Source organism: Rhodopseudomonas sp. BR0C11 (assembly GCF_010820945.1).
Taxonomy (GTDB): Bacteria; Pseudomonadota; Alphaproteobacteria; order Rhizobiales; family Xanthobacteraceae; genus Rhodopseudomonas; species Rhodopseudomonas palustris_H.
The window spans coordinates 1-3,602 of record NZ_QTKI01000453.1 but is presented as its reverse complement, the minus strand read 5'-3'; the positions used below and the strand labels follow the sequence as shown (position 1 = coordinate 3,602).

The 3,602-nt window shown below is 67.1% G+C and carries 3 protein-coding genes, 1 pseudogene and 1 riboswitch; of the genes and pseudogenes, 2 read left to right on the top strand and 2 right to left on the bottom strand.

Annotated features, from left to right (window positions below):
- Window positions 1-372, bottom strand: a pseudogene (locus tag DYI24_RS23240) (tricarballylate utilization 4Fe-4S protein TcuB); the annotation flags it as partial.
- Window positions 359-1,663, bottom strand: a complete 1,305-nt coding sequence (gene tcuA / locus DYI24_RS23235) for an FAD-dependent tricarballylate dehydrogenase TcuA (protein ID WP_164574013.1) — start codon at window positions 1,661-1,663, stop codon at window positions 359-361. The gene tcuA and the pseudogene DYI24_RS23240, both read right to left, overlap by 14 nt.
- Window positions 1,664-1,809: 146 nt before the next feature.
- A riboswitch (cobalamin riboswitch) is annotated at window positions 1,810-2,020 on the top strand.
- A 204-nt stretch (window positions 2,021-2,224) separates the two neighbouring features.
- On the opposite strand from tcuA, the gene cobT reads away from it, so the two are divergent.
- Window positions 2,225-3,289, top strand: coding sequence for a nicotinate-nucleotide--dimethylbenzimidazole phosphoribosyltransferase (cobT, locus tag DYI24_RS23230; RefSeq protein ID WP_164574012.1), 1,065 nt, complete (start codon window positions 2,225-2,227; stop codon window positions 3,287-3,289).
- Window positions 3,286-3,602 (top strand): adenosylcobinamide-GDP ribazoletransferase (locus DYI24_RS23225; RefSeq protein WP_349627809.1); only part of this gene is annotated, 317 nt, incomplete at its 3' end. The genes cobT and DYI24_RS23225, both read left to right, overlap by 4 nt.

Genomic DNA, 3,602 nt, shown 5'->3' with positions numbered 1-3,602 from the left:
GTCCGTGCCCAGTACGAGGCCGAAGGTGATCAGCAGCGCCAGCGCGACGGTGGCGGGTACTGCGAGCGATGAGGCGCGAAAGACGCGCCCGAGCGCGGGCGGCCACAAATGGTCCGCATACGAGTGCTGCCGCAGTTCGGCGAACGTCGCCGGCAGATTGACGGCGAACGGGTGTGGTGGTGCGTACTGGCAATCATGCCAGCAGCCCTGGCAGTTGTGGCACAGGTTCGACAGGTAGCTGACGTCGCTCAGGCTGAAGCTGTGCTTGCCGTCGATCGACTGAAACACCGGGCAAAGCCCATCGCAATACATGCAGGCGCTACAGATCCGCAGCACGCGCTCGGCCTCTGAGATCGGATCACCCGCGGACATGGCGCGCTGCCTCCTCGCCGGCGATCTGGCCGAACACTGCCGATAGGGTGATGCCGAGCCCGGCGAGATAGCCGCGGCGCAGCACATTCGCCGCCATGATCATGCCGGCGGCGAACAGATCGTCGTGGCGGCAGCCATCGGCTTGGACCACCCGCATCGTCGCATCGACCTTGATGCCGTAATGCACGAAGGTCAGCCCCGGCCGCATCGGATAGGCGGCAAATGGTGGCTCCGCGATGGTGCGCGCGGCGTTGGCCGGGGCGGCATTGAAGTCCTCAATGCTTTGCAAAAGAGCGGTGTGATCGATTTGCAGCGCGGCAGCTAGTTCCCCGAGGTTCGGCGCAGTAACCGGCGCCAGCGCGGATGGCGCAGCGCGGCCCAGACCCGCTGCATCGAGCACCAGGAAAGCAATTTGACCGGGACAGGCGGCGATCCTTGGTCCCCATTTGGCATAGTGGGTCGGCTGCGATCCGGCCCCTGCGACGTCGATGCGAGCACCGGATTGATCGACCACGAGGCCGAGCGGAATCGATGTGATCCGGGTGACGATGCCGCCATCAAATTGCGGCCCGCGCGCATCGACCGGGACCGCATGACAGGTGGTTGGATCGCCGATTGCACAGCCCCCGGCTCCGATCAACAGATCGAGCAAGCGGCCGTCGGCGTAACGCGTACCGCGGACCATCCAGCCCTCGGCGGCGCTGCCGAAATTGTCGCGCAACCAGGCGGGGTCGGCTCCGGGGCCACCGGCACAGACGACGACGCTGCGCGTGCGAATACTGTCGTCAGCCCCAGCGGATCGAATGCTGATCGTCCAGCCCTCGTCTTCGGCGCGTAGCAGCGACCGTGCCTCGCTGTCGTAGCTGATCGCGATACCGAGCCGGTCGGCGGTGGCGTACAGCGCGTTGATCATCGCTTTGCCGCCGCCGAGCGGAAACGCGGTGCGGCGGGAATACGGCATCACCCCGGTGCCAGGCGGCTGCAGATGCACGCCGTGCTCGATCAGCCAACCGGCGATGCTGTGTGCGCGTTCAATCAGTAGCTCCGTGAGCGCGCGGTCGGTCTCGTCGCCCGTGATGCTGCGCAGCTCGGCGCGCAGTTCATCTGCTGTGTAGCGATCAGGGACATAGGCCAGTGGCGCCTCGTGCGTCAGCCGGAAATTGCGGCCGTGGCGAGCATTGCCGCCGCGTAGGGGCCGCGGTGCCGCTTCGAGCAGGCGGACCGCAGCGCCGCTGCGGCGCGCGGCAATCGCCGCGCAAAGACCGGCGATTCCGCCGCCTATCACCGTCACATCCCACAGCAAGATGCGGTCAATCCGGTCGAGATGATGCGCCAGGGCCGCTCGAGAGCGGCCAAGAAAAGCGCGGCTTGGTGGACCTTCGTCTTAGAGGGCGGCTCCGGGGTGTTGTCAATCTTGCGCCCGTGGCGTCGCCGTGCTGTGGTGCCGCTCGCTTCGGTGCCCTTCGTTCGAAGGGTGAAACGGGAATGCGGTGCGGCGAGCAATCGCCAAGTCCGCGGCTGCCCCCGCAACTGTAAGCGGACCGCTTCCGGTCACACCGCCACTGAGAACGGCATCCTCAAGCCGCTCGGGAAGGCGACCGGGACAATGTCCGCGAGCCAGGAGACCGGCCGAAGTATGAAAACCATGCCATTCGACGGTGGGTCGAAGAAGGACACAGACATGCTGTACCGACCGCCGACCTGATGCGCGCCTCCGCTTTCCGCGGAGAAATCCCGTCGTCGCCCGAACGAACCAGCGCGCACAGCTTTGCTGTCGCCGCCACGATGGTCGTTCGACTGTCTTCACTGCCCGCTGTCGTGGCGGCAGCATTCCTTTTGCCGAGCCTCCCGAATGCACGCGCCCCTGCTTGATCCACGTATCCTTTCCGTTTCGCCGGTCGATCCCGCCCATGAGTCCGAGCTGCGGGCTCGGCTCGACGGCAAGGCGAAGCCGCCGGGTTCGCTCGGCCGGCTCGAAGAACTCGCCGTGCAGCTCGGGCTGATCTGGCATCCGGCATCGCCGCGGGCGGAGCGCGCGACGGTGTTCATCTTCGCCGGTGATCACGGCCTCGCCGCCGATCGGGTATCGCCGTATCCGGCGAGCGTGACCCGATCGATGGTCGAGGCGTATCTGGCAGATTGCGCTGGCGTGAACGTTCTGGCGAAAGCGGCGGCGACCGAGGTGCGGATCGTCGACGGTGGCATCGATGCCGACATGCCGCCACATCCCAGGCTGATTGATCGCAAGATCCGCCGCGGCACCTGCAATGCACGTCACGAACCGGCGATGACTCATCAGGAGGCGGCGCGCGCGATCACGGCAGCGGCCGATCTGGTGCGCGAGGAGATTGTGGGTGGGCTCGACATCGTTGCGATCGGCGAGATGGGAATCGGCAACACGACGTCTGCTGCGCTGATCACCCACGCGCTGACTGGGGCTCCAATCATCGATTGCGTCGGACGCGGGGCCGGGATGGATGATGCCGGCGTCGCGCACAAACGCGCCATCGTCGAGCAGGCGGCGGCGCGGGCGCAGCCGACGGCGCCGCTCGACGTGCTCGCTGAGTTCGGCGGATTCGATATCGCGATGATGGCCGGCGCGGTGCTGGGCGCTGCGGCTTCGCGGCGGCCGGTGGTGATCGATGGCTTCATTGCCAGCGCTGCTGCACTGTTGGCGGTGCGGCTGCAGCCCGCGGCGCGCGATTACTGCGTGTTCTCGCATCGCTCGGCCGAGCGCGGCCACCGTGTGCTGCTCGAAGCGATGCAGGCGACGCCGTATCTTGATCTCGGCTTGCGGCTCGGCGAGGGGACGGGTGCGTTGATGACCGTTCCGCTGCTGCGCGCCGCTGCCGGCATCCTCAACGATCTCGCCGCGCTGTCGGACGTGCTGGCGGGCCGGTTCGGATCGCGCGCGTGAGCCGGCAGATCCAATCCCTGCTCAACGCCGTGCAGTTCATGACGCTGGTGCCGACGCCGCGCACCGCGCTGTTCGACGACTGGCTGCTCAGCGCATCGAAGTACTTTCCGCTGGTCGGCGCCGGGATCGGTCTTGTGTGCGGTGGTGTGCTGCTCGCAGGCTCGCTGATCTGGTCCGGCGTGGTGCCGGCGATGATGACCGTCGCCGCTGGCGCGGCGCTCACCGGCGCGCTGCACGAAGACGGCATCGCAGACACAGCGGACGGCTTGTTTGGCGGCCGCACCCGCGAGCAGCGCCTGGCGCTGATCAAGGA

What these genes read in the sequence shown, in the direction of transcription:
- cobT (WP_164574012.1), top strand. Translation starts at nt 2,225, where the DNA reads ATGCACGCGCCCCTGCTTGATCCACGTATCCTTTCCGTTTCGCCGGTC.